The organism is Streptomyces sp. NPDC050617 (assembly GCF_040654795.1).
Classification (GTDB): domain Bacteria; phylum Actinomycetota; class Actinomycetes; order Streptomycetales; family Streptomycetaceae; genus Streptomyces.
Map to the genome: position 1 here is coordinate 228891 of NZ_JBFAIS010000006.1, position 23704 is coordinate 252594.

Consider the following 23704-nt stretch of genomic DNA (forward strand, 5'->3'; position numbering starts at 1 on the left):
GAACGGTCGGCCTCCGCGAGCGGATAACATGCGGCGCCATGAGCTCCCCCACAGGGCCCGCGCCTGGCCTGCCTGTACGAATGCCACGTCCCCGCCAGCCCGGACGGCACCGGCGGCCGGAACCGGTGGCGGCGCCCGTCGGGGCGCCGCCGCTGGTCCTGGCCGTGCCGGGGACCCCCGACGACGCCACCCGCGGCCTCGCCGAGGAGGTGCTGAGCATCGCGCGCTCCGAACTCCCCGGGCTCGACGCCCGCATCGGCTACGTGGACGGCGAAGGGGACGAGTTCCCGGCCCTGGAGGCCGTGCTCACCCACGTCGCCGCCGAGCGCGACGCGCGTGTGGACGCGGCCCGCGACGCCGACGACCAGGAAGGACAGGAGGACGGGACGGCCCCCGCCGCCGTCACCGTGCCGCTCCTGGCGGGTCCCGACAACGCCTTGCTGCGCCGGATACGCCACGCGGTCATGAACAGCGGCTCCGCCGCGGAGCTCACCGACGCGCTCGGACCGCACCCGCTGCTCGCCGAGGCCCTGCACGTACGGCTCTCGGAGGCGGGTCTCGCCCGCGCCGACAGAGCCCGCCTGTTCACAGTCGCAACCGCTGCGGACGGGATCATCCTCGCGACGGTCGGCGGTGACGAGGCCGTCCAGGCCGCCGGAATCACCGGGATGCTGCTCTCCGCCCGGCTGGCGGTGCCGGTGATGGCCGCCGCGCTGGACGAGGACGGCGCCATAGCGCGTACGGCCGAGGAACTGCGCGAGTCCGGCTCGCGCCAACTGGCTCTCGCGCCCTACCTGATCGGCCCCGAGGTCGCGGCGGGCGTGCCCGGCACGGCGGCCGCCGAGGCGGACTGCTCGGCCTCGGAGGCGCTGGGCGCGTACGGCGCGGTCGGCAAGCTGGTGCTGGCCAAGTACGCGACGGTGCTGGGCATTCCGACGCAGCCGTCGGGCCAGGGCGCGCCGTACGCCGAGGCTCCCCGGCAGTAATCCCGCTATCCACTCCCCTGCGCACAACACAGGGATCGCCTGTGCCCGAAGGGCCCCACTTGGGGCCCTTCGGGCGTTTTCGGCGGCGGTGCCTACAGCCAGCGGCCGGTACCAGGCAACCGGTCTCAGGCGGCCGGTCTCAGGCGGCCGGTCTCAGCCGAGGATGACGCAGGAGGCCCCGGGGGCGGGGATGGAGCCGGCGTGGGTCAGGACGCCCGTAGCCGGGTCGACGTCGAACCAACTGACGTCGCCGCTGCCCTCGTTCGCGGTGTAGAGGCGGCGGCCCGAGGGGTGGAGGGCGAGGTCCCAGGGGCGGCGGCCGCCGCAGTCGACCGTGGTGAGAAGGCCGGGGGCGTCGCCCGACTCGTCGAGGGCGAGAGTGGCGATGCTGTCGTGGCCGCGGTTGGCGACCCACATGAAGCGGCCGTCCGCCGCGACGGCCACCTCGGAGGGGAAGTTGACGGCGTCGGTGTCCTGGGGCGCGACCGGTGTCGTGCCGATCGGCGTGAGCTCGCCGGTCTCCGCGTCCCAGCGGCAGGTCGTGAGCGTGGAGTCCAGCTCATTGACGATGTACGCGCGGTGGCCGCGCGGGTGGAAGGCGAGGTGCCGGGGGCCGCTGCCCGCCCACAGCCGCGTCTCGTGGTGCACGACGGGCCGGCCGCCGGGCGCGTCGAGTGCGTAGATCCACACGGAGTCGGTGCCCAGGTCCACGCCGAGCGCCCAGCGGCCGGACGGGTCGGGGTGCACGCCGTGTGCGTGCGGGCCGCGCTGCCGGTCGGGCTCCGGGCCGCTGCCCTCGTGCTGGAGCACCGCGACCGGCTCGCCGAGCCGCCCGTCGGCGGCTGTCGGGAGCGCGCTGACGCTGCCCGAACGGTAGTTGGCGGTCAGCAGGTGGCCGAGGGCGAGTGCGAGATGGGTGGGCGCGGCGCCCCCTACCGGCACCGGCGCGCCGAGCGGCACGGGGCGGGCCGGGTCGGCGAGGGAGAGGGCGACGGCCGCGCCGTCGTCGGTCTGGCTCACCGCGTAGAGGACGTCCCCGCCGGGCGAGAGTGCGAGGTAGGAGGGGTTCTCGACGGCGTCGGTGGAGTGCACGGCCGTCAGCGCGCCCGTCTCGGGGTGGACGTCGGCGACGGTGATGCCGAGGCCGCCGCCCGTGCTGAACGATCCGATGTACGCCCGCTGTTCCGTGCCGCCCACTGCGCCGCCTTCCGCCGCTTCTTCTGTTCTGACGGTCTGTCTGTGTCCAGCACGGTCTGGACCGGTCTGCACCGGTCTTCGTATGTGCTGGTCAGTGCCCGTCTCCGTGAGGGCAGACGCTAACAGGGCGGCCGGGCGGAGCACATACGCGCCGGGTGGGCCGGGGCGCGTACGGGTCCGGGTCCGCGCTCACGCCTCCGCGTACGGCGCGCGGGGGCTGCTGCGCAGCGGTGCGGCCAGGGAGACGAGGGCGGCTTCCAGGTCGTGGAGGTGTGCGAGGGCCCGTTCGGCGCCGGGGTGGTGGGACGTGCCGCTCGCCACGGCGGCCTGGGAATACGTCCAGGAGCCCGGGGCGACGAGGCTGCGCACGGCGGCTTCGACGCGCTGGCAGGCGGCGGTCAGCCGGGCGTCGTGCGAGGCGTCGGGGTCGGCGGCCACGGCGGCGAGCCCGCGTACCTCGCGTGCGCAGTCGTCGAGTAGGGCGAGCACTCGCAGGGCACGGCCCTTTCGCATCCTCAATGGACTCAGCGGATGCACGAGCGGGGCAAGGGACAGGCGCACCTTTCCCAGCATCGACTCCAATTCAGCGATCCGGCTTGCGGGATCGGCGTCCGCTGATCCCGCAAGCCGGGCGGCGGATTCTGCGGTACAGGAATGCACGCAGAGAAGCACTCGCTCGATCCAGGCATCAGTCGTCGAGTGGGTCGTTATCGGCAGGATGAACAGCACGGCAAGTGCCGCACCAAGGGCGCCTACACCGGTCTCGGCCAGCCGCAATCCAAGCAAGCCCGCGTCCAGCACCCCGAGAAGTCCGTAGAGGGAGCCGGCCAACACTGTTACCGACAGCATCATCCACGAGTACGAAACTGCGGCCGTGTAGAAGATGCCGAAGATGCCGAGGCAAATCAGCAACGCACTGGGAACGGCCGCACCGTTCAACGGCACGATGAGCACGAGACCGGCGACGATCCCCAAGAATGTCCCGAGGGCTCTACGGAAGCCCCGAACCAGCACGTCACCCCGCGAGGTGGTGTTCACGAAGACCCACCATGTGGCCCCCAACGCCCAGTACCAGCGCTCGCCGGACAGCGCTTGCCCCACGGCGAGCGCGAAGGCGCCACCGACTGTGGCCTGTATCGCGTGCCTGGTGGTGGTCCGCATCAGCCCCCTGCCTCCGGCTGGAGTGGGCACGGCGGCGATAGGCAGCCGACGCTCGTAGCACCACACCCCGAAGCGCACCGTCGAGGTCGCGGCCAAGGAGAGGAGGACCGCTGCGTAAAGCTGCGGTAGCTGCCCAAGCTCGGCATGAAGAAATTGAGTGCTGAAGAAGGCCATAAAGGCGAACACACCGAGCGAGTGCCCGCGCGGCCCCCACCGCCGTGCGTACACTCCGAGCCCCATAGTGGCCAGGAAGGCAGCGTCCCGGGCGACCGGGTAATCATGCAGCCCTACCGCCAGGGCCAACACGGGAAAGCCGACGACGGGCAGAAGCGCGGTAGTAACAGCCTGTCCCCGCACTGTCGCGTCCGTGACGGTAAAGAGGGCGAGGAGCGCCGCGAGCCCACCAGTGGTCGCTGCGGCAAGCGAGTGTCCGGCGACCCAGCACACAGCCACCGCCAGCACGATGCCGAGCACCGCCCGCGAGGCGAACCGCAACCGCAGCCGCCCCGGGTCCGGCGCCACGAACGCCCTCTTCAGCACGGCTACCGCCTCTCCCGCGTCCGTCTCGACCTGCTCACATGAAAAAGGCGCCGCGGATATCCGCAGCGCCATCGGTAGATACATCACACCATCCATGAACCCTTTGGCTCAACCGACCCCCAACTCGTTGAGCCAATGGCCCACCTGGACCTCGCCACTCCGCACTTGAAGGAGGCCAACGGACCACACGAGGGCACCCCAGCCACACTGCCGACCCCCGGCTCGTCACTCCCGTGAACCTCAGCCTTGGCGGATGCCCAACCGACGCAACCGCCGATGACATCCGCAGAGCCGGGCTGAACGGCGGGCCGCCCTGATCGGCAGCGGCATCGGCGCCGTCGCCGGGACACCTCCTACGCCCCGGCCGGCCGGGGAGGCCGTCAGTCCTCTCGCGCCATGGCCGCCATCAGCGCGTCCAGTAGACCCGGTGCGGCCTCCTGGAGGGCGGGGCGGCGGAGGCGGTGCCCGCGCGAAGGTCCGACCATGACCGGGTGGAAAACGCCCGCCTCGACCAGGATCTTGAAGTGGTGGGTCGCCGTGGACTTGTTCAAGCCCTCGTAGAGATCCGAGCAGGGGGCTTCGGCGGCGGGGTCCACGGCCAGTCGGCGGACCATTTCCAGGCGTACGGGATCCGCGAGTGCGCGCAGCAGTTTCAGGACCGGGGCGACGGGCGGCAGCTGGTCGGAGGGGGTCTCCCAGGGCGGCATCAGACAACTCCAAGTTTGACGTTCATCATACTTCTCCCTAACATCCACGAAGTACGACACACATCATACTTCCCAGGAGTCCTTGTGCCGGTGCTTTCCCCGAGGCGACGTCCCCAGCCATGGAGCTATGCGACCCTCCTCGTTCTTCTCATGCTCGGGCAGGCGACGTCCGCCATCCCCTCGCCGCTCTACTCCCTGTACGCCGAGAAATGGGGCTACCCGCCCTTCCTCACCACCGTCATCTTCGCCGCGTACGGGGCTGTCGCGGTCGTCGCGATCCTCGCCTCCGGGCCTCTGTCCGACCGGTACGGCCGTCGGCCCGTGCTTCTCGTCGCGGTCCTGCTGTTGCTCGCCGGGCTGGCCGTCTTCGTCTTCGCCGCGGGTCCCGGATCTCTCGTCGTGGCCCGGATGCTCAACGGCCTGGGGATCGGCGCGATCGTCGTCGTCGGCGGGGCCGCTCTGCTGGACGTGAGTCCCGAGCGGGCGGCCCGCAGCGGGACCCTCACCGCCATCGCGTTCAACGTCGGCATCGCCGCCGCCGCGCTCGGTACCGCGGGCCTCGCCCAGACCGGCTTCCATCCGCTGCTGCTGCCTTACCTCGCCGACGCGTTCATCGCCCTCGTCCTGTTCGTGCTCCTCCTGGTGATGCGGGAGCCGCACCCCTCGGCCGGGACCGCGCCTCTGGGAATCCCTCGCCCGCACGTGCCCAAGGAGATCCGTGGACGCTTCGTCTTCGCCGTGATCGGCGCCGGCGCCGCCTGGGCCGTACTCGGGGTCTGCTTCTCGCTGGAACCCTCGATCGCCGCCCACGCGGCGCATGTCGACGGACCGTTCTTCGGCGGTGTCGTCATCGCGGCCGTGACCCTGGCCGCCGCCTGCGCCCAGGTCGTCAGCGCGCGGTACCCGGCCCGCACGGTCGCGCTCGTCGGCGACACGGCGCTCGCCGTGCTCATGCTGGCCGGGGTGGCCGGCTTCGCGACCGGCAACGCCGGCGTCATCGTCGTCACCGTCGCACTCCAGGGCGGCGCCTACGGGCTCGCCTTCGGAGGCTCCCTGCGCCACCTGACCGCTCACATTCCCGCCGAGCGACGCGGAGCTGTCATGTCCATGTTCTACCTGCTCGCGTACGGCGCGCTCATCACGCCCACGCTCCTCGTAGGCATCGGCGCCACGGTCTGGAGCGACACCGTGATCTTCCCCGTCTTCTCCGTGCTCGCCGCCCTCCTCTGCGTCTCCGCCGTGGTCGTCGAGCGCGTACTGGGGCGTCGAGGAGGACAGACTGCGGTGACGCCGGCGTCGACGGCTGAGACGCCCCGGATGAGCGAGGTCGACTGACCGGTGCCCTCGAAGCTGCCCGGCGCGCGGCGCCGGGCAGCTTGCGCAGCACGTCGTCGGGGCGGGGGACACCCAGGGCGGTGACACGACACATCGGACAGGCCCTGGTAGTGGAGCGACGGCTGTCCGGCGGTGCGTTTCCCTGCCGGGTTGAGCTTTACGGACGCGGTCAGTCGGAGGCGAGGCGGGCGAGGGGAATGGGCGGGTCGGGGAGCGGCGTGGTGTGGGCGTGCCAGAGGCGGGCGGTGGCTTCGGCGATCTGGCGGGCCTGTCCGAGGTAGTTCTCCGGCTCGGCTTGAAGGCCGGGCAGGAGCGTGTCGAGGCTGTGCTCGGTCAGCACCTCGCGCAGTGTCCGCGTGAGGTGTGCACCGGTGGTACGGGTGCGGGTCGCCGCTTCGTGCACAAGGTCGTGCGCGCGTTCCCGGCCGACCGGTCCGGCCAGCGTGATCATGTGGGATTCCGCCATGACGAGGCCGCCGTCGATGTTGAGGTTGGCGCGCATGCGGCGGGCGTCGACCCGGAGTCCGCGCAGGAGGGCGGTCGTCTCGGTGAGGGCCGTTCCGGCGGTGACGGCGAGTTCGGGCAGGACCCGCCATTCGGTGTGCCATTCCCCGGCGGCGCGCTCGTGACCCGCCTCCTGCGCTCGGAGCAGCGCGGAGGTGAGGGCGCCGGCCGTGCCGCTCAGTCCGATGATGCTCTCCGAGGTGATCGGGTTGACCTTCTGCGGCATGGTCGAGGACGCGCCGCGGTGATCGTCATAGGGCTCGAAGACCTCGGCGATCTCGGTCCGGGAGAGATCGACGATGTTGCGGGCCAGGCGCGCGCATGTCGCGGTGAGCAACGAGCACAGCCAGCCGAATTCGGCGACCCCGTCGCGGGCCACATGCCAGGGGGTCGTGGTGTCGCGCAGGCCGAGCAGCCGGGCCATGCCGCTTCTGACGGCTGCCGCGTGCGGACCGAACGCCGCCGCGGTGCCGCCGGCTCCGGACAGGGAGATCACGCCGATGCGCGGCGCGGCCTCGGTCAGGCGCTGCCGGTGACGGGCGAACTGCGCCAGGAGGGTGGCCAAGGTGGCGCCGAACGTGGTGGGTACGGCCTGCTGGCCGTGGGTGCGGGCCGCCATCACGGTGGAGGCGTGCTCGGTGACACGGTCTGCGAGGACGTCGCCGAGTTCGGCGATCCGTCGTTCGAGAGCGGCCAGTGAGCGGACCATCTGCAAGGCGAGACCGGTGTCCATGATGTCCTGCGTGGTGGCGCCGTAGTGCACCCGGCCGTCGGGCCCCGGCGGGAGCCGACGGCTGATCTGCCGGACCAGGCCCAGGATGGGGTAGCCGACGGTGCGGGCGGTGCGCCACAGCTCTTCGCGGTCGATGTGCTGCGACTGCGCCGCGTCGCGGATGGCCGCGGCCTCGGCCTGGGTGAGTACTCCGACGTCCGCCTGGGCCTGGGCGAGAGCCCGTTCGGCGGCGAGCCAGCTGTCGAGGGTCGCGTCCTCGCTGAACAGGGCGTGTTGTCCGGGGTCGGTCGCGAGCCGGCTGGTCAGGGAGAAGGGGTGGGGGCCCGGCAGCGAGGGCGAGTTCATGAGCGGTCCTGGGAGAGGGCGGGGGTGCGGGCGTCGGCGGGGGTGCGGGCGTCGGCGGGGGCGTCGATGGCGATGTATTTCTGTTCCAGGTATTCCTCGATGCCGGAGTTGCCGCCCTCACGGCCGACACCTGAGTGCTTGACGCCGCCGAAGGGTGCTCCGGGGTCGGAGACGTAGCCGCGGTTGAGGCCGACCATGCCGCTCTCGATCCGTTCGCTCATCCGCAGCGCCCGGTCGAGACCGCGGGTGTAGAGGTAGGCGACGAGACCGAACTCGGTGGCGTTGGCCAGCGCGAGGGCCTCGTCGTCGCTGGAGAAGGTCCGGATGGCGGCGACGGGGCCGAAGATCTCCTCGCGGTTGATGCGCGCGCCGGCGGGGATGTCGGTGAGCACGGTCGGCGGATAGAAGTAGCCGGGCAGGTCGGGGACGCTGCCGCCGGTGTGCAGCCGCGCGCCGTCGGCGACGGTCTCGTCCACCAGGCGGGCGACACGGTCGCGCTGGGTACGGTCGATCAGCGGGCCGAGGTCGACACCGGGTTCCGTGCCGCTGCCGAGGGTCAGGCCGCGCATCCGGTCCACGAGACGCTCGGTGAATTCCCGTGCGACGTCGGCGTGGACGAGGAAGCGGTTCGCCGCGATGCACGCTTCGCCGATGTTGCGCAGCTTCGCGGTCATGGCGCCGTCCACCGCCGCGTCCAGGTCGGCGTCGGCGCACACGATGAACGGGGCGTTGCCGCCCAGCTCCATCGAGGTGCGCAGTACGTTGGCGGATGCCTGGGCCAGCAGCAGCCGGCCGACCGCGGTGGAGCCGGTGAAGGAGACCTTGCGCAGCCGCGGATCCCTCATCAGCGCCTCGGACACCGCGGCGGCGCCGGTGGTGGGAAGGAGGTTCAGAACGCCGGCGGGCAGGCCGGCCTCGACCAGGAGGGCGGCCAGCGCGACACTGGTCAGCGGCGTCTGCGGGGCGGGTTTGAGGACCATCGTGCAGCCGGCGGCCACGGCGGGGGCGATCTTACGGGCCGGCATGGCAAGCGGCGCGTTCCACGGTGTGATCAGCAGGCACGGTCCGACGGGCTGGCGCGTGACCAGCACCCGCGCCGACGCGTCCTCGCTGACCTTCCACGTCCCGTCGACGCGTACGGCTTCCTCGGCGAACCAGCGCAAGTATCCGGCCGCGTAATCGACTTCCGCCCGGGCCTCGTCGAGGGACTTGCCCATCTCCAGGGTGATGAGCCCCGCGAAGTCCTCGCGGCGTTCCAGCAGCAGGTCGTGGGTACGGCGCAGAATGCGGCTGCGCTCCCCCGGTGATGTCGCGGCCCACTGCGGCTGGGCGCCGACGGCCGCGTCGAGGGCGTCGAGCGCGTCCGCGGCGCCGGCATCGGCGACCCGGGCCAGCGGTTCGCCCGTCGCGGGATTCTCCACGGGGAAGGTGGTGTCGCCTGCCGCGGGCCGCCATCTTCCGTCGATCAGCAGCCCTTGAGGGAGGGCGTCGACGCCGTGGGGGCGGGGTGTGCGGTCCGTCATGGTGGATTTCTCACCTGTCGTCGAAGGAGGGAAGCGAGTCGCCGGAGGAGGGAAGCGCGTCGTCGGAGGAGGGAAGCGCGTCGTCGGAGGAAAAGCGCGGGAGGAGTGGCCCCCGGGCCGCCGCTGCCTGGAGAATGCGCGGCGGCGGCCGGGTGCCGGTGCCCCGGGGTCGGTGGCCTGGGGCCTGGGGCCTGGGGCCTGGGGCAGTGGTCCGGGGACGGTGCCCCCCAGGCGGCCGGTGTCCCCGGGGCGAGGGATCAGCCCGCTGCCAGCGCGGCGTTGATCGCGTCGGCCATCGGGGTGCTGGAGGCCGGGTTCTGGCCGGTGAAGAGGTTGCCGTCCTGAACGGTGAACGCCTCGTAGGCGGCACCCTGCTCGTGCCGGGCGCCCATCTCGCGCAGACGGCTCGCCAGCAGCCACGGAGCGTTGTCCGCGGTGCCGAACAGCTGCTCCTCCTCATCGGTGAACGCGGTCATCCGCCGGCCGGTGAAGATCCACTTGCCCTGCTCGTCCACGGCGGACAGCAACGCGGCCGGACCGTGGCAGACCGCACCGACGATCTTCCCGGCGCGGTCGGTCTCGACCAGCAGCCGACCCAGGTCCGAGTCCTGGAAGAGGTCGACCACGGGACCGTGCCCGCCCGGCAGCACCACGGCGTCGTAGTCGGCGGCCGAGACCTCGTCCAGCTTCAGCAGCGGCCCGAAGTCGCTGAGCGCCTTCTGGGCGTGGGCCACGTGCCGGGCGCAGTCCGCACCGGCGAGCGTCGGGTCGGCGCTGTGCTGGTCCAGCGGCTGCAGCACGCCTCCGGGGGAGGCGAAGTCGACGGTGTGGCCGGCGCTCACGAACGCCTCGTGCGGCGCGGCCAGTTCCTCGGCCCAGTAGCCCGTGGGGTACTGCGAGCCGTCGGTGCGCTCCCACACGGCGGCGGCGGACATGACGATCAGAATGCGACTCATGACTTCTCCCTCAACTTCTCAAACCTGTGCGGCTTGTGGCGATCAGCCGGTCATCTGCGGGACCGGCCACCGGATCGGCTGATCCGGTGCCTGCCACATCCACTGTCCCCCTGCCCCGGCCGCCTCAAGGCGGCCATCACTGACCCTGACCTGCATAGGTCCGCCCCGCCTAGGACTGACAGTCCTTGTCGAGACGCCCATGACCGCGGCGAACCGGACCACACTGGCCTCGTGACCTCATGGCCACCTCGAACAGGCCACGGGCGACCTCGCTGCGACGAAGGCCGCCGCGCCCACGTTCCGCAGCGCCGTGCATACGACGACGCTCATCGCCGCCGGAGTGTGCGGGATCGCCCTCCGTACGGGAACGGGTCCGCGCCGGGCGCGGTGCGTGACACACCTTGCGGGGCATGGCCGAATGGCCTCGCGCGGCCCTCGCACACAGTCATCGGTGCGAGGGTCGCGCGAGGCCGGGACAAGGCTCACAACCGTGTGGCCGTGCGGATCAGCTGCGCGAGGGCGAGGGCGGGGGAGAGAGGGCCGCCGCTCGGCTGAGTGTCAAGCGGCGTGGGGACCGGGGGCGGCGCTGCCTTCGTACTGGTTGATGTTGGAGACGAGTTCGGTGAGGTCGGGGTCGGTGTCGTAACGGCGCTGGTGGAGGGCGGCGATCTTCTTGCCGATCTCGGGGTCGAGGTCGTCGGTGATGTCGAAGGAGACGAACTTGTCGACCAAGGGCAGCCCGATCTCGTCGGTGCGACGGTGGGCGTGGTGGATGAGGTACTCCCAGTAGCCCTCCAGGTCCGCTATCTGAAAGGTGGCACCCCACTCATACGCGCCGCCGTGGTCGCGGCCGACGAGGAATGACTGTACGGAGGGGATGGCCTCGCCCTGGTTGCGCAGGCTGGCAAGGGCGTCTTCGCGCTGTTCCGGCGTCGTGCCGGGCTTGAAAGTGAAGCGGACGCAGTGGTGAATCATCAGAGTGTTCCCTTTCGGTGTTTGTTTTTCGTCATCGAGGTGGCTGGTGTGCGCACGAGCTGGGCGGGTTGGGCCGGGCAAGCCGAAAGAAACCCCGCCGGGGCCGCCCCGGGCAGCACTGTTCTCCCGTCCACGTGAACGCTGCCGGGGGCCGGGCCCGAATGAGCGGGTCTGCTGTCAGTACCGCGTACGCGGACCGTTCGCAGACTTCAGCTCTTCGCCTGGGCGGCGAGGAAGCCCCGGTACCACTCCAGGGTCTGGCTCAGGGTGGTCTCGATCGGGGTGGGCGCGACATCGAACTTCTGCTGGAAGGCGGTGGAGTCCATGATCTGCGGCTCGGTGTGCTGGTAGAACAGCTCGGCGTAGGAGTTCATGAACGTCTCGTCGAACGGCCCGAAGGGGCGCGGCTCGTCCATCGCGACGATCTGGAGCGGGTGGCCGACCAGGTCGCCCAGCGCGGTGAGGATCTCGCGTGTCGTGCGGGCAGGGGCGGTGGGCAGGTGCCAGACCCGGCCGTCCCCTGAAGGGTTCTCGCCGAGTACGGCCAGGCCCCGGGCCACGTCGAGGATGTTGGTGTAGCTGTGCCCGAGGTCGATGTCGCCCAGCGCCAGAACCTCGCCGCCGGTGAGCGCGGCCGGGAAGACGGCCCCGCCCAGCGTGGAGTTCAGCACCCGGGGCCCGACGAAGTCCGCCGAGCGGCCCAGCGCGACCCTCGCGCGACCCTCCTGGTGTGCGGCCAGGTAACGCTCATCCAGTGCGGCGCGCATCCTGCCCTTGGCCGTGGCCGCCCGCCACGGGGTGTCCTCCGTCATGACCTCGCCGTGTGTCTCGCCGTACGGGTACAGCGTGTCCAGAACGACCAGGCGCGCGCCGGTGCGCGCCACCGCACCCAGCACCGCCTCCTGGATGCCGGGCATGACGTCGACCTGGAGGTGGTAGGCGACGTTGACGCAGTGGTAGACGACGGCCGCGCCCTCGATCGCGGCGAGTGCCCCGTTCACCGTTCCGACATCCCCGGTGAACCGCTCGACGCCGTCCAGCGGTTCACCGGAACCGGTGCGGTCGACCAGCCGGACCGCGTGTCCGCGGCGCGCGAGCTCCAAGGCGACGGAGGTGCCCGCGGGGCCGGCCCCCAGAACGGTGTGGAGCGAACCCGGTGCTGCAGTCATGACGTGATCCCTTCGACAGAGGCGACGAAGCCCTTCGCTGTTATCGCCACACATTTCAGTTATACACCATAACTAAAGTTGGTCGCTGTAGCCGTCGGAGTTAAGGGGCATCGGTTGCGCCGCAGCCCGCCACGGCGCGCACCCCCCCTGACCGATCAGCACACCTGCGGTAATCCGGCAGACAGATGGCGCTCCCCGAATCAGTCGCGCGTCCGTGCCGGAGAGGTCGACGGTTCCGCCAAGGTCCACGACGCCAGCAGGCTCAGCGCCTGGGCGGACGCCGACTCGGGTTCGGCGGTGTAGAGGAACAGGGTGGTCTCGGTGTCTCCGGGAAGTGCGAGAGTTTCGTATTCCACCGTGAGTTCGCCGACCAAGGGGTGCCTCAGCCGCTTGGAACCGTGCGTGCGCTGGTGCACGCGATGCTGTTGCCACCAGTGGTCGAAGTCGTCGCTCAGTTCCCGCAGCTCGGCAACGAGCGCCTGCGTGGCCTGCCGCTCCGCTGCGTGGACCGCGTCCAGGCGCAGGTTCTCCACCGCGGCGCGGGCCTGCACTTCCCAGTCGACGAACAGGTCGCGCGCGTCCTCGTCGAGGAAGAGCCAGCGGGTGTAGTTGCGTTCGGTGGCCGGCATGGCGTCGAAATCCGCGAACAGGGCTCTGGCCATCCGGTTCGCCCCCAGGACGGCGGACCGGCGTCCCAGGATGAGGGCGGGAACGGCGCTGTCCAGGGAGTCGAGGAGCCGGTGGAGCCCGGGGCGCAGGCGCTGGACGCTGGGCGTACGCGCCGGGGGGCGGGTGGCGGTGATGCCGACGAGGTTCTTGAGGTGGGCCATGCCTGCCTCGTCCAGTCCCAGGGCGTGCCCGATGGCTTCGACGACGGCAGGGGACGGAGTGATGGGGCGGCCCTGCTCAAGACGGGCGTAATAATCGGCGGAGACCCCCGCCAGGAGGGCGACTTCCTCTCGCCGTAGTCCCGGCACGCGCCGGACCCGTCCGTCCGGTGGCAGCCCCGCCTGCTCGGGGTCGCACTGGGCGCGGGAGCGCTTGAGGAAATCGGCGAGTTCGCGGTTGACGGAAGCCATAGGATCAAGTCTGTGGCACGAAAAGCGCTGATGGCCGCCTAAAACTGGGTCTGTCAGGTCCAGTCAGCAGCGGCCTAGGACGACGCACAGGGCATGGCCTCGAAGGGCGCTCCGCGGCGGTTCACGCCTGAGGCAGCGCCGGAACAGCAGCCGTGGTCCGGCTTCCCATCCAGCGCTTACGGAAGAGGAACACTCATGCCTGCCACCATCGCTCCCGCCACCTGGTTCGGCACCTGCGCCTCTCGTCGGATCGGACTGGAGCTGGTCCGGCGGTTGCTTGCCAGATCCGCCTGGAATGAGTTTCTGCGAACAGGAGAGAGTTTCGCTCTATCGCAAAAGCGATATGGTGACGCATACGATATGAGCTGACCATGCGGTCCGGCGCGAACAACGACAGGAGGCGTGGAATGACAGTCCGTGCGGACAGTCCGCGTGCGCGGTACCGGGAGCAGACCCGTTCAGAAATCAAGGAAGTGGCCGTACGGCAGCTCGCCGCCGCCGGCGTCGAGGGCGTGGCGCTCCTGCGGATCGCGAAGGAGATCGGGCTGTCAGGCCCGGCGCTCTACCGCTACTTCGCCAGCCGCGACGACCTGCTGGCGGAGCTGGTGCTCGACGCCTACCAGGGAGCGGCCGCAGCCGTCCACGCGGTGGACACCGAAGGCGGTGGGCGGGCCGCGCTCCACGCCCTGACCAGCGCCTACAGGGCGTGGGCTCTCGACCAGCCGCACCTGTACCTGCTCATCCAGGGCACCCCCGTGGCGGGTTTCACGGCGCCGGCCGAGACCGTGCTGAAGGCGCGCTCCGTCCTGGGCCCGTTCCTGTCCGTCTTCGCCCAGGGGCGGCCACTGGTCTCCGTGGACCCGCTCCTCACGCAGCTACAAGTGTGGCTGCGTGAGGAGCCCGAGGTGGCGGCCTGGGTCGAGCAGTGGACGGGCCAGGCCGCAGACGGCTCCGCCGCGGCCGTCTCGCTGACCGGGGCCGTGATGACCTGGCCGCAGATGCACGGCACGGTCAGTCTGGAGATCACAGGTCAGTTCACCGGCATGGGGCACGACCCCGCCACCCTGCTCGACGTGCAGACAGCGCTCCTGGCCGACACCTTCCAACTCCCCTGACCGGCAGGAAGCTCGCTTCGCAGACGGCGGCACCGTCCCCCGTGCCCTCGCTCTCTCGCCCCGTGCCGCTCAGTCCAGCCATGTGGACATGGCGCGAAGCACGTTGCCGCCGTCCAGATCCGCGAGAGACAGCCCGACGAAATCGACGGCGGCCTGGGAGGTCTGCCAGCGGAACCGGGGGGTGTCCGTGGTCGCCGCCTCGACCACCACGGCCGCCGCGTCCTGAGCCGCCTGCCCGCTCGCCATGGCCGCTCCCGCCGCCGTGAAGAACGTGTTCGCCAGGTCACGGTAAGGGTCGTCCGGGACGGCGAGTGCTTCGGTGTCGAGGTTCTCCATCATCTTCGTCACGACGGCCGCGGGCTCGACCACACTGACGGTGACCCCGAAGCGGGCCGCCACCGGCGCGAGGGACTGCATCAGGCCCTCGACGGCGAACTTCGAGGCGCAGTACGCGTCCATGAACGGCTCGCCGACGGCTCCCGCATTGCTCGTGACGGTGACGATCCGTCCCGCGCCGGAGCTCCGCATCGACGGCAGCACATGCCGGGTGAGCGCGGCGACGCCGAGGAAGTTGACGTCGAGCTGTCTCTGCAGAGCGGCGTCGCTCAGTTGCTCAAGTGTGCCGAAGGTCGCGCTGCCGGCGTTGTTGACGAGGATGTCGATGTCCCCGAACTCGGCCGTCACGTCGTCCAGGCACGCGCGCGCCCCGTCGTGGTCCGTGACGTCCAGGGCCCGCACCGTCAGGTCCACGCCCTGGCGTTCGGCCTCGGCCCGCAGATCGGCGGACCGGCCGGTGTCGCGCATCGTCGCGACGACGTGCAGCCCCTTGCGCGCCAGGCCGAGCGCGGTGTGCAGACCTATACCGCTCGAAGTCCCCGTCACGACCGCGACCTTGTTTTCCGTCACGTTGAATCACCTCGATAAATCTTGTCGAATTGCTTCGGCAGCAGAGATCGGACGGCAGTTCCCGCTGCACGTCAGCGCCGCACTCGCAGCGGAAGCGGTCACGCGACGCCACCCCGACTGCGCCGAAACGGTCACCGCTGGTTCCGTGTGCCTCCGTCGTGCCTCTTGCTCTTTCGCTCGCTACGCCACCTGGTGCGGCGTCGAGCAGGCGGAAGCGTGGAAGCCGTCAGCGCGAGGTGTCCTGGTCGGCGGTGCCGTGACCGAGCGGGGTGAACACCTGGATCTCGGGTGCGCCGGTGAGCAGTTCGACCAGCCGGCCCAGGGACTCGGCGAGCCAGGGCTCCTGATTGTGGCTGTCCAGGTCCTGCTGTGAGGCCCACTTCTCGATGAGGACCAGGGTCAGCGGATCGCCCACGGCCTCGTGGGCCTCGTGGGACAGGCAACCCGGTTCCCGGCGGGAGCGTTCCACCATCGAAGTGATGAGCTTCCGGGCCTCGTCCGCCCGGTCGGCCCGAAGCCGCGCCGTCCCGACCACGATCACAGGTTTCATTGGTTGTGCCCCTTGCTGTACACACCGGTCCGTCCGGCGCACAGTCAGCGAACCATCCGGCCCGCGGGCGGGGAAGTTCCGATCCGGCATGGGCGCTCATGCCCGCCGGGCATGGAACCGCGCATGCGGCGCCGCCGGTCCGCGCACAGGACGCAGGACGGACTCTGTCCCGACCCGGTCGAAGGATCGCGAGAGCCCCCGATCCCCGTGGAGGCGGCGCAGGCTCGGCCGATATGCCTGGGTAGCGCAGCAATTTAGGCTATGTGAGTGACAGACATGGACCTTCGGCAGATCAGGTACTTCCTCGCCGTGGCGCGTGAGCGCAACTTCACGCGCGCCGCCCGGCACCTGTCCATGACACAGCCGGCCCTGTCCCGCGCCATTCGGTCACTGGAGCACATGGTGGGCGCCGAACTCTTCGTCCGCGGGCCGCGCTCAGTCGAACTGACCGAGGTCGGACGGGTGCTGATGACCGAGGTCTCCGGTCTCGACGAGCGTGTCGCGGGCGCGCTCCGCGAGGCCCAGCGCGCGGCCCGGGACACCAGCCCACCCCTTCGGTTGGCGGTACGCGGCTGTGACGGAGGGCTGGCGGGCCGCCTCGTCGAGGAGTGCGCGGCCCGCCTGCCCGGCCAGCGAGTGGACCTGGTGTTCACCGAACCGCTGGCGCAGCCCGCAGCGGTCCGCTCGGGAGGGTGCGAACTGGCTCTGATCCGGGCGCCGTACGGCGCATGGGGGCTGGCGAGCGAGACATTGCTGACAGAACCCCGTGTCGCGCTCCTGCCCAAGGACCACCCGCTCGCCTGCCGCGCCGAGGTGAATTTGGACGAACTGGACGGGGAGACGGTGGTGATGGGGCCGGTGGCCAGTGAGCAGGAGCGTGCTTATGGGGCCGGCGCCGACCTGCGCGACCGTCCGTGGCGAGAAGGGCCCGCGATACGCGACTCCCTGGAGATTCTGTCGACGGTCGGTTTCGGGCAGGCGATCGCGTTCGTCCCCAGGTCCGTGCTGCCGGCGGACACCCAGCCATGGGGCGTCAAGATGGTGCGCGTACGGGACCTCTCGCCCAACACCTTGCAGTTGGTCTGGCACGAGTCCAGCACCTCCCGGGCCGTCGCACGGTTCGTCCGGCTCGCGCTGGAGGTGTCGGACGTGGTGATGGCCCGCCACAGCGCATCAGTGTCGACAGGCCCGGCGGCACGGCTTCAGGGCTGAGGGTGAAGCTGCTCGGTCCGGTCGCGTCTGGTGTAGCCCTCCGCAACCCCGCGGCCGTCTACGACCACGACCACGATGACGACTACGACTACGACGCGGGACTCACCCGGTGGCAGGCGCCCCCGGTCGCCGCAGCGGTGTCCCGTCGATCTCGTGGCGCCACATGATGTCGGTGATCCGCTCGATCGCGCCGGCGAGATGGCGCCGGTAGGTGCTGAACGGCAGGCCCAGCCGCCGGGCGGCGGCTTCCTGGGTCGGGGCCCCTTCGACGAACGCGGCCAGGGCGGCGCGGTGACCTTTCTCGCCTCCCCGCTCCAGCGGGAGATGGTGGATGGCGTTGCACAGGACGTCCTCCAGCGGCATGGCGTGGGCCCGTACGAGGCGGCTGTTCTGCAGGGGGCTGAGGGCCAGCTCGTCGGGCCAGCGCAGCGTGCGCAGCGCGGAGCGGGCCGCGGCGGTGAACTCGGCGTGCGTCATCACGAGGGCGTCACCGCCCTGCCTGCCCGCGGACTCCGTTCCCGCTCCCGCGGTCGCGGAGTCCGCGAGAGCGGTGCCGAGCATCCCGTCCGTCTTCTCCGCCAGCCAGGAGGCCGTGGGCAGGGGGCGCCAGTCGTGGGCGAAGAGGCGGTAGCGATGGCCGCCGATCTCCACCGCGGTGTCCACGGGCCGCATGTCGCAGTGGAGCAGGTGCTTGTCCCAGAATCCGTCGTCCCGCATGACGATGAAGGTCCAGGCGAGCTTCTCGTCCCGGACGATCTCGCCGAACATGCGCCACAGCGCCAGGTCCATCACGGGTGAAGGCCGCTGGTAGGTGCCGCGACCGACGTGGAAGCGCGCCATGGAGATGTGTTCCCCCGTCCGCAGCGGGCCGTGCCGACGGACGTGCTCCCAGGCCACGGCCGCGACCGGATCGTGCGACTCGCCGTCGAACGCCGTCAGCTTGAGCCACGCCGAGCAGCCGGCGACGTCGTCGCCGGGCGGCACCTTCTGAATACGGAACGCCTCGGGCTGCCGGGCGAGCCAGTGGGCGGCGGTGCGCGCCGAGTCCGTTCCCTCCCGGTGCCGGACCAGCTCCACGACCGCGGGTTCGTGGCCGGGGCGACAGGGCAGATCCTCCACCAGTCCGTACGGGTGCCAGCGGTGCGTATCGGACATGAACCCGTCCCTGCGGTACAGGAACTGGAGTTCCCCCACCGCGTGGAGGAAACGGGCGGGTACGGCCGTGCGAACCCGCTCCAGCAGATGCACCCTGAGCCTGGTGTGCAGGTCGGCGAAACCGTCCGGGTCACGCCAGCGCAGATCCGCTTCGAGTGCCTCTCTGACCACGTCATGCGGGTGGACGCCCGCCGCCGTGGTTTCGATGTAGGGCTGCTCCCTGAGCCAGGCGAACAGTTCGCGGCCCCGCTCCCCGAGAAGGGCGCGCAGCAACTGTTCGGAGGTGATGTGGGCGTGCGCGCACACTTCCAGGGCGGCCCGGTGGGCCTGGGTGGGGGGATCGCCCACGAGGTGGCGCAGCAGCGCGGCGATGACATCCTGCCCGGGCGACCCGGCGACCGCGTGGTCGGCGCCGGGCGCCGGACCGGTGTGCCGTACCGCCGCGGCGGCGGCCAGGGCGAGGGCCAGCGGATGTCCGCCGGTGAAGGAGAGGATGTCCTGGTGCAGGGGCTCGGGGATCCCGCGCCCCTGGAGGAAGAGGCGGCTCTCGGCCGGATCGAGGGCGGTCACCGGCAGAACGTCGAGGAGATCGGCCCACGCGGGGTCGGCGAGCCGGACCGGGTCGGGCGCCTGGCGGCCCGCGACGACGGTGACCGTGCCGTCCGGCAGGCAGGGCAGGCACTCGTCGAACAGCCACGTCTCCAGATGCCCGAGGTCCTCGAAGGTGTCGATGAGGAGCACGGCACGCGGATCCTCGGACGCGGGACCGACAGCGCGGCCAAAGCCCTGCGCGTCGGCCGGAGCGGTACGTCCGTCGACCTGGACGACGGGGCGGTTCCGCAGCTCCGCCTCGTCGGCGAAGCGCCGCAGAAGGGCGGATTTGCCCACGCCTCCCGGGCCGTGCAGGAACAGTACGCGAGGAGCGTCGAGGCCGCCGTCCAGCGCTCTGCCGAAACGCCGGAGTTCCTCGTCGCGACCGATGAAAGAGTCTCGACGGGTCTTCTTCAGCCGGTCACCGAGTCTCATCATGCCGTTCGCGTTCATCAATGCCTTGCTGGTCCCGGTTCTGGTCCTGATGCTGGTGCTGGTCTTGGTGTTGGTGCTGGTCCCGGTCTTGGTGCTGGCTTTGGTCCTGGGAAGGGAATCGCGCACCCCCCGCTGGGAAGCGCGCCGCCGTCACCAGCATAGAAGCGGCACGATCACCGAGGTCGAGCGGTCCTGCGGGGCAGAGTCGAGCAGTCCTGCGGGGCGGGCCGGCGATGAGCGGAAGCGGATGATGTCAGCGTCGAGTGAGCACCGTATGAGCACTGTTTCACCGTCCTGACCTCGCACAATGATCGAGAGTCACGCCCCGTGGACCGCCCCGGCCGCCCGTCGGCGCCCCGGCTGTCGCGGGCCGTGGCGCGTGTCCGCGCGTGCCCCGCCCCCGTGGCAGGGCACAGCCTCGGCGGCGCCCGACTCCTGATCTCCCGATCTCCCGATCTCCCGATCCGACAGGAAGACCGAACCACCATGCGCATTCTGTTCTCCGGCACGCCCGCCTACGGGCACCTCCTGCCGCTGCTGCCCCTTGAGCGGGCGGCACGGAAGGAGGGGCACGACACCGCCGTGCTCACCCACGGCTCCATGGCCGACGTGGTCGCGCCGGCGAAGGTCCTGCCCGCCGGAGCGGGCCTGGAGGAGATCATGCTGGAGGTGCACCGCCGTACGGGTGCGAACGCGGCAACGGATACGAGCGCGGCGACGGTCGGCGAGTTCTTCGGCGGCGCCCGGGTGGACCTCGGGATCGACGAGGCGCTCGCGGCGGCGCGGGAGTTCCGTCCCGACCTGGTCGTGTCCGATTACGTGGACTACCTGGGGCCGGCGGTGGCCGCCGGGCTGGGGGTGCCGTGGGCCTCCCACGCCGTCGGCATCGCCGTCGACGGCTCTCAACGCGAGGCGATGGATGCCGCCGCCGCGGAACGGATGCGGAAGCGCGGCATCACTCCCACCGACCCGGTGGCCACGGTCGACCCCTGGCCCGCGTGCCTCCAGCAGGACGACTGGGCGGCGGCGCCGGACCGGATCGCCGTGCGCCCGGAGGCCCACGAATCGGAGACGGAGACGGGCTCCTGGTCGCGGCCGGAGTTCCCCGGCCGCGACCGTCTGCCGCGCGTCCTGGTCACCCTGGGCACCATCGTCGACGACGCGGACGCCCTGGCCGCGATCGTCGACTCGCTGGGCGCGCACGACGTCAACACCATCGTGGCGGTCAACCCGGCCGCGGACACGGACAGCCTCAGCGTGGACACCTCGCGCGTGCACTTGGCCGGGTTCGTCCCCATGAGCCGTCTGCTCGACGGCGTCGACGTGGTGGTCTCCTCCGGCGGCGCCGGAACGGTCCTGGCGGCGCTCGGCTCGGGCACCCCGATGGTGATCCTCCCCCTGGGACTCGACAAGCCCGTCAACGCGGAACGCACCGCCAACATCGGGGCGGCCGTGGTCGTGACGGAACCGCGAGCCATCGGCGAGGCCGTCGGCCGCGTACTCGCCGACCCGTCGTACGCCGAGGCCGCGGCCGCCGCCTCGAAGCTGATCGCCGAGACGCACACGGCGGAGGACGTCCTCGCCATGCTGCTCGCCCGCATCGCGCCGACCGGGCGCTGAACGTAGAGGACGGTCTTCACATGTACGCGATACGCCAGTACGCCTACGGCCCCGCCGACATGCTGCGTCACGAACGGGTGGACCGGCCCGAACCGGGCGCCGACGAGGTACTGATCAAGGTCGATGCCGCCGGGGTCCACCTCATGGACACGTTCCTGCGAGCCGGCTCGGACCTTGGACTCCCGTTGCTGGAGCTGCCGATGACACCGGGCCGCGAGGCCGCCGGTACCGTCCAGTCCATCGGCGCGGAGGTCGATCCCTCCTGGCTGGGCCGGAGGGTGGTGGCCTACCTCGGTCATGAACGCTCCGGCGGATACGCCGAGTTCGCGGTGGCGGACACGGCGTCGCTGCACGCACTCCCTTCCTCGCTCACCGCCGCGGCGGCGGTCGCCATGATCGGCACCGGCCGTACGGTGGTCGGCGTCCTGGACCAGGCGCGGCTCACCGCCCGTGACACGGTCGTGGTCACCGCCGCGGCCGGCGGGATGGGCGCCCTGCTGGTGCAGGCGGCCCGGCGGGCGGAAGCCGTCGTGGTCGGACTCGTCGGCGGCCGGCGCAAGACGGAGCAGGTTCTCGCCGCGGGCGCGGACGCGGTGGTGGACTACACGGCCGACGGCTGGGCCGCGCGGCTGGCGGAGGCCGTGGGCCCGGATGGCGCGAGCGTGGTGTTCGACGGCGTCGGCGGCCGGACGGGCGTCACCGCCATGCGCAGCCTCGCCTCCGGAGGCAGGCATCTGTACTACGGATGGGCCTCCGACCCGGGCAGCTTCGCGGTCCTCCCCGCAGAGGAGCTGGCCAGGCGCGGCATCTCGTCGCAGTTCGTGGCGGGCCCGACCCTGTTCGCGCTGCCGGGCGGCATCCGCGCGTTGGAACGGCGCGCCCTCGAAGAGGCGGCCGCGGGACGGCTGCGCCCGGCTCTCACCACGTACGCCTTGACGGACGCGGCGCGGGCCCATCGTGCACTGGAGTCCCGCGCCACCACGGGCAAGGTGGTGCTGCTTCCCGGGTAAGGCCCGCGCGTGCCGGAGGGCGGCCCGCGGCAGACCTGGTGCAGGCGGTGGCCGCGGCCCGTACGGCGGCCGTCCGGCGCCGTTACCAGGCGCGGGCGGCGCGTTGGAGGTGGTCGCGGACGAGGGCGACGTGGGGGTTGTCCGTGGAGCCCGGGCGCTGGACGAGGTAGCCCGTGTTGATCGGGGCGTCCTCGGGGTCGTGGAGGAGGACGAGGGCGCCGGAGGCGAGCGCGTCGCGGCAGAGGTAGCGGGGCAGTACGGAGAAGCCGGCCCCCGCCGTGACGGCGGAGAGGACGCCGCGCAGGTCGGGGACGGTGACGGCGGCCTGGCAGGTGATGCGCCTGCCGAAGACGTGCCGCCAGTAGCGGCGGACGAGGGGCAGGTCCGGGGCGTAGCCGACGAGCGGGATGGTGTGCAGCGGCGCCGGGCCGTCGGCGGCGACGCGGGCGGGGCCGCCGATCCGGTCGGCCCATTCGGGGGCCGTCACCAGGGCGAGTTCCGTGTCGGCCAGCGGCACGGGCGCCGGGGTGCGATCCCGCGGACGGGTGGTGGCGACGACCAGGTCGTGGCGGCCGGCGCGCAGCTCGTCCAGGAGCGTTTCGGTCGCTCCGGTGGCGACGCGCAGCCGGACGCCCCGCTCGGTGAGCGGCGCGAGGGACGGCAGGACGCAGTGGCACAGCAGCTCCGCCGGGCCCGCCAGCTGTACGGGCTCGGCGGGGGCTCCGTCGAGGGGCCCGCCGTGTCCGGTGACCGCGGCGAGGGCGTCGAGGGGGTCGTTGATCCGGGCGGCGAGCGCGTCCGCGAAGGGGGCGGGGGCCGCGCCGCGCGGCAGCCGCTCGAAGAGCTCCCGGCCGAGCTGCCGTTCCAGGGCGCGGATCTGGGTGGTGACGGTCGGCTGGGAGAGGCCGAGGAGGCGCGCGGCGGCGGTGAAGGAGCCGGACCGGTGCACCGCCAGGAAGGTGCGCAGCAGGTTCAGGTCCAGCGGTGCGGCGGGGGGCTGCTCCGCTTCGGCGGGGTCATCGGAAATTCTATGGACCATATGGGCCACCCTATTGGTTTTCGATGGGTCGGCCGTTTTACGGTCGGTCCATCGCCACACTGACGTTCCGCGCAGGAAGTGTCAGAGCGTCCAGCCGGACCGCCGGTGTGCGCGCTCCGTACCCTCTTGGGTCCCGCGCGGGCCCGCACCCTCGGAGAGACACCATGTCGAAGATCCTTTTCGTTGTGACCGGCGCCGACCACTGGACGCTGGCCGACGGCGCCGAGCACCCGACCGGCTTCTGGGCCGAGGAGGCCGTCGCCCCCTACGAGGCGTTCAAGGCGGCGGGGCACGAGATCGTCGTCGCCACGCCGGGCGGCGTCGTGCCCACCGTCGACCGGGGCAGCCTGGCCCCGGAGGCCAACGGCGGCCAGGAGGGCGCCGACCGCGTCGCCGCGTCCCTCGCCTCCTTCACCGAGCTGCGCCGGCCGCTCGCGCTGGCCGACGTGGACCTCGCCGACTACGCCGCCGTCTTCTACCCCGGCGGCCACGGCCCCATGGAGGACCTGGCCGTGGACGCCGACTCCGGCGCGCTGCTCGTCGCGGCCCTGGAGTCCGGGACGCCGCTCGGCGTGGTGTGCCACGCCCCGGCCGCGCTGCTCGCCGCCACGAAGGCGGACGGCTCCAACGCGTTCGCCGGGTACCGGCTGACCGGTTTCACCAACGCCGAGGAGCGCCAGGCCGGGCTCGCGGACCGGGCGAAGTGGCTGCTTCAGGACCGGCTCACGGAGATCGGCGCCGACTTCCGGGAGGGCGAGCCGTGGGCCCCGTACGTGGTCGCCGACCGCACGCTGGTCACCGGCCAGAACCCGGCGTCCTCCGCCCCGCTCGCCGCCGAGCTCCTGAAGAAGCTGGCCTGAG

General features: G+C 71.5%; 21 protein-coding genes. 8 read left to right on the forward strand and 13 right to left on the reverse strand.

Going from position 1 to position 23704, the window contains the following annotated elements; translation table 11 throughout:
* The first annotated feature begins 38 nt into the window (after nt 1–38).
* Nucleotides 39–986 (forward strand): hypothetical protein, encoded by a 948-nt coding sequence (locus AB0I49_RS11220; RefSeq protein ID WP_363226613.1) that lies wholly within the window; start codon nt 39–41, stop codon nt 984–986.
* A 153-nt stretch (nt 987–1139) separates the two neighbouring features.
* On the opposite strand, the gene AB0I49_RS11225 is transcribed toward AB0I49_RS11220, so the two are convergent.
* From AB0I49_RS11225 to AB0I49_RS11235, 3 genes are all read right to left on the reverse strand, one after another.
* Nucleotides 1140–2183 (reverse strand): lactonase family protein, encoded by a 1044-nt coding sequence (locus tag AB0I49_RS11225; protein ID WP_363226614.1) that lies wholly within the window; start codon nt 2181–2183, stop codon nt 1140–1142.
* 189 nt (nt 2184–2372) lie between these two features.
* Complete coding sequence (locus AB0I49_RS11230; protein ID WP_363226717.1) at nt 2373–3884, reverse strand: FUSC family protein; 1512 nt, start codon at nt 3882–3884, stop codon at nt 2373–2375.
* A gap of 380 nt (nt 3885–4264) precedes the next feature.
* Complete coding sequence (locus AB0I49_RS11235; protein WP_363226615.1) at nt 4265–4591, reverse strand: helix-turn-helix domain-containing protein; 327 nt, start codon at nt 4589–4591, stop codon at nt 4265–4267.
* Between the two features lie 150 nt (nt 4592–4741).
* On the opposite strand from AB0I49_RS11235, the gene AB0I49_RS11240 reads away from it, so the two are divergent.
* Nucleotides 4742–5926, forward strand: a complete 1185-nt coding sequence (locus tag AB0I49_RS11240) for an MFS transporter (protein ID WP_363226616.1) — start codon at nt 4742–4744, stop codon at nt 5924–5926.
* A 169-nt stretch (nt 5927–6095) separates the two neighbouring features.
* Here AB0I49_RS11240 and AB0I49_RS11245 read toward each other — a convergent pair whose 3' ends face one another.
* The 6 genes from AB0I49_RS11245 to AB0I49_RS11270 form a co-directional block, all read right to left on the reverse strand.
* Nucleotides 6096–7508 (reverse strand): lyase family protein, encoded by a 1413-nt coding sequence (locus AB0I49_RS11245; RefSeq protein WP_363226617.1) that lies wholly within the window; start codon nt 7506–7508, stop codon nt 6096–6098.
* The gene (locus AB0I49_RS11250; RefSeq protein WP_363226618.1) at nt 7505–9031 is read right to left on the reverse strand and encodes an NAD-dependent succinate-semialdehyde dehydrogenase; all 1527 of its coding nucleotides are present in this window, start codon (nt 9029–9031) and stop codon (nt 7505–7507) included. Before AB0I49_RS11250 ends, AB0I49_RS11245 begins: the two co-directional genes overlap by 4 nt.
* Nucleotides 9032–9288: 257 nt before the next feature.
* On the reverse strand, nt 9289–9987 hold the full coding sequence (locus tag AB0I49_RS11255) for a type 1 glutamine amidotransferase domain-containing protein (protein WP_363226619.1): 699 nt from the start codon (nt 9985–9987) through the stop codon (nt 9289–9291).
* A gap of 558 nt (nt 9988–10545) precedes the next feature.
* Entirely contained in the window at nt 10546–10962 is a 417-nt protein-coding gene (locus AB0I49_RS11260) for a Dabb family protein (protein WP_363226620.1), read from the reverse strand.
* 209 nt (nt 10963–11171) lie between these two features.
* Nucleotides 11172–12131, reverse strand: a complete 960-nt coding sequence (locus AB0I49_RS11265; protein WP_363226621.1) for an NAD-dependent epimerase/dehydratase family protein — start codon at nt 12129–12131, stop codon at nt 11172–11174.
* Between the two features lie 200 nt (nt 12132–12331).
* Entirely contained in the window at nt 12332–13210 is an 879-nt protein-coding gene (locus tag AB0I49_RS11270) for a helix-turn-helix transcriptional regulator (RefSeq protein WP_363226622.1), read from the reverse strand.
* 407 nt (nt 13211–13617) lie between these two features.
* Here AB0I49_RS11270 and AB0I49_RS11275 point away from each other — a divergent pair, with 407 nt between their 5' ends.
* Nucleotides 13618–14325 carry a TetR/AcrR family transcriptional regulator gene (locus AB0I49_RS11275; protein WP_363226623.1) on the forward strand — a complete coding sequence of 236 codons (708 nt, stop codon included), beginning with the start codon at nt 13618–13620 and terminating at the stop codon, nt 14323–14325.
* A 69-nt stretch (nt 14326–14394) separates the two neighbouring features.
* Here the strand turns inward: AB0I49_RS11275 and AB0I49_RS11280 are convergent, their stop codons facing one another.
* Both AB0I49_RS11280 and AB0I49_RS11285 read right to left on the reverse strand, forming a co-directional pair.
* Nucleotides 14395–15231: an SDR family oxidoreductase gene (locus tag AB0I49_RS11280; protein ID WP_363226624.1), complete on the reverse strand. Its 837-nt coding sequence runs from the start codon at nt 15229–15231 to the stop codon at nt 14395–14397.
* A gap of 226 nt (nt 15232–15457) precedes the next feature.
* Nucleotides 15458–15781 (reverse strand): putative quinol monooxygenase, encoded by a 324-nt coding sequence (locus tag AB0I49_RS11285; protein ID WP_363226625.1) that lies wholly within the window; start codon nt 15779–15781, stop codon nt 15458–15460.
* Between the two features lie 276 nt (nt 15782–16057).
* Between AB0I49_RS11285 and AB0I49_RS11290 the strand changes: the two genes are divergently transcribed.
* The gene (locus AB0I49_RS11290) at nt 16058–16993 is read left to right on the forward strand and encodes a LysR family transcriptional regulator (protein WP_363226718.1); all 936 of its coding nucleotides are present in this window, start codon (nt 16058–16060) and stop codon (nt 16991–16993) included.
* Nucleotides 16994–17095: 102 nt separating this feature from the next.
* On the opposite strand, the gene AB0I49_RS11295 is transcribed toward AB0I49_RS11290, so the two are convergent.
* Nucleotides 17096–19177: an AAA family ATPase gene (locus tag AB0I49_RS11295; RefSeq protein ID WP_363226626.1), complete on the reverse strand. Its 2082-nt coding sequence runs from the start codon at nt 19175–19177 to the stop codon at nt 17096–17098.
* Between AB0I49_RS11295 and AB0I49_RS11300 the strand changes: the two genes are divergently transcribed.
* The 3 genes from AB0I49_RS11300 to AB0I49_RS11310 all read left to right on the forward strand — a co-directional run bounded on the left by AB0I49_RS11300 (nt 19176) and on the right by AB0I49_RS11310 (nt 21804).
* Nucleotides 19176–19472, forward strand: coding sequence for a hypothetical protein (locus AB0I49_RS11300; RefSeq protein ID WP_363226627.1), 297 nt, complete (start codon nt 19176–19178; stop codon nt 19470–19472). The genes AB0I49_RS11295 and AB0I49_RS11300 overlap by 2 nt on opposite strands.
* Nucleotides 19473–19660: 188 nt before the next feature.
* A complete protein-coding gene (locus AB0I49_RS11305; protein ID WP_363226628.1) occupies nt 19661–20794 on the forward strand; it encodes a glycosyltransferase in 1134 nt (377 codons plus the stop codon).
* 20 nt (nt 20795–20814) lie between these two features.
* Nucleotides 20815–21804 carry a zinc-binding dehydrogenase gene (locus AB0I49_RS11310; RefSeq protein ID WP_363226629.1) on the forward strand — a complete coding sequence of 330 codons (990 nt, stop codon included), beginning with the start codon at nt 20815–20817 and terminating at the stop codon, nt 21802–21804.
* Nucleotides 21805–21886: 82 nt separating this feature from the next.
* On the opposite strand, the gene AB0I49_RS11315 is transcribed toward AB0I49_RS11310, so the two are convergent.
* On the reverse strand, nt 21887–22843 hold the full coding sequence (locus AB0I49_RS11315) for a LysR family transcriptional regulator (protein ID WP_363226630.1): 957 nt from the start codon (nt 22841–22843) through the stop codon (nt 21887–21889).
* 164 nt (nt 22844–23007) lie between these two features.
* On the opposite strand from AB0I49_RS11315, the gene AB0I49_RS11320 reads away from it, so the two are divergent.
* Nucleotides 23008–23703 carry a type 1 glutamine amidotransferase domain-containing protein gene (locus AB0I49_RS11320; protein WP_363226632.1) on the forward strand — a complete coding sequence of 232 codons (696 nt, stop codon included), beginning with the start codon at nt 23008–23010 and terminating at the stop codon, nt 23701–23703.
* Nucleotide 23704: the final 1 nt, after the last annotated feature.